1 protein-coding gene is annotated in these 1,833 nt (G+C 68.6%); it reads left to right on the top strand.

Going from position 1 to position 1,833, the window contains the following annotated elements:
• The coding region (locus tag ACK5M9_RS11685) for a polyketide synthase dehydratase domain-containing protein (protein ID WP_416893335.1) at positions 1 to 1,833 on the top strand (1,833 nt) is incomplete at both ends.

Here is a 1,833-nt window from a genome sequence, read left to right as displayed (position 1 = left end):
GGCCACGGCGATCCTGCACGCACTCACCACACAGGAAGCCGCCGCCGAACCCCCGGCCCCCCACGACATCGAAGCCCTGCGAGCACAGCACGGCATCTCGGTGGAAGGCGACGACCTGCGCCACGAGTTCGATGAGCGGGGTATCCAGTACGGCCGGGCATTCGCCGGCCTGAGCGCGGCCTACGTCGCCGGCGACGATAGCGATAGCGATAGCGATAGCGATAGCGACGATGATGATGCCGACACCGTGCTGGCGGAGGTCGCGGTCCCCAGTTCGATCCGGTCGCAACAGGGCGCCTACGTGGTGCATCCGGCACTGCTGGACGCCTGTTTCCAGTCGGTGGCGGCCCACCCCGGTATCCGCGACGCCGCCGGCCTGCTGTTGCCGTTGGGCGTGGGCCGGATCCGTTCCTACGGCCCGGCCCGGCATGCGCACTACTGCTTGACGACGGTGACCCGCCCGGACTCCGGCGCCGGTGAGCTGTCCGCCGATATCGATGTCCTCGACGAGCACGGTGCGGTACTACTGACGGTGCGCGGTCTGCGGCTGGGCACCGGCGCACCGGCCGGGGCCGAGCGCGATCGCCTCCTGGACGAACGGTTGCTGACCATCGAATGGCGGGAACACGAGCTGCCCGACACCACGGCGACCGAACCCGGAAACTGGCTGCTGATCAATGTCACCGACACCACCGAGTCGAGCGGCACCTGCGGAATCGCGGCGAGCCGACTCGTAGACGCCCTGAAATCACACGACGCCCTGAGCACCGCGATGCCCTGGCCGCGCAGCGCCGACTACCGGGCCGAAGTTGGCCAGCTCCGGGACCTGCTGAACGCCAACGTATTCGACGGTGTCGTCGTGCTCACCGATGCCGGCGCAGACGTCGGCGAGGGTGCGCAGAGCGCGGATGGCACCGCGGTCCGGGGTCGCGAGGCCGTCGAGCAGATCGTGCGCATCGGGCGGGAACTGTCCGGTGTCGAGGGCCTCACCACGCGCCTCTACGTCGTCACCCGCAACGCCCAGAAGGTACTCGGTGACGACGACGTCAACCTCGACCACGGCGGCCTGCGCGGTTTGCTGAGGGTCATCAGCGCCGAGGAACCGCATCTGAAGCCCACCTATATCGACGTCGATGAGCACACCGACGCCGAACAGGTGGCCCGGCAACTACTGCTGGCGGAGTCCGGTGAAGACGAAACGGCCTGGCGCAACGGCGACTGGTACACCGCACGGCTGTGCCCCACTCCGCTGGGTCCGGACGACCGCCGGACCACCGTCGTCGACCACGAATGCGACGGGATGCGCCTGCAGATCCGGACTCCCGGTGACCTGCAAACGTTGGAGTTGACTGCGTTCGACCGGGTACCGCCGGGACCCGGCGAGGTCGAGGTCGCCGTGCAAGCGTCCAGCATCAACTTCGCCGACGTCCTGGTCACCTTCGGCCGCTACCAGACGGCCGACGGGCAGCAGCCGCAGTTGGGCACCGACTTCGCCGGCGTGGTGACCGCGGTCGGATCGGGTGTAGCCGATCTCAACATCGGCGACCGGGTGGGGGGTTTGTCGCCGCACGGCTGCTGGTCCACTTTCGTCACCTGTGACGCCCGGCTGGCCACCGTGCTTCCCGAGGGTTTGACCGATGTTGAGGCTGCCGCGGTCTCTACGGCGTCGGCGACGGCGTGGTACGGGTTGCAGGATCTGGCGCGGATCAGGGCCGGGGACAAGGTGCTCATCCATTCCGGGACCGGTGGTGTGGGTCAGGCGGCGATTGCGATCGCGCGCGCCGCGGGCGCACAGATCTACGCCACCGCCGGTAGCGACAAACGCCGGCAAGT

The organism is Mycobacterium sp., from assembly GCF_047975165.1.
In the GTDB taxonomy this organism is placed as follows: domain Bacteria; phylum Actinomycetota; class Actinomycetes; order Mycobacteriales; family Mycobacteriaceae; genus Mycobacterium.
This window is presented reverse-complemented; position numbering and strand designations above follow the sequence as displayed.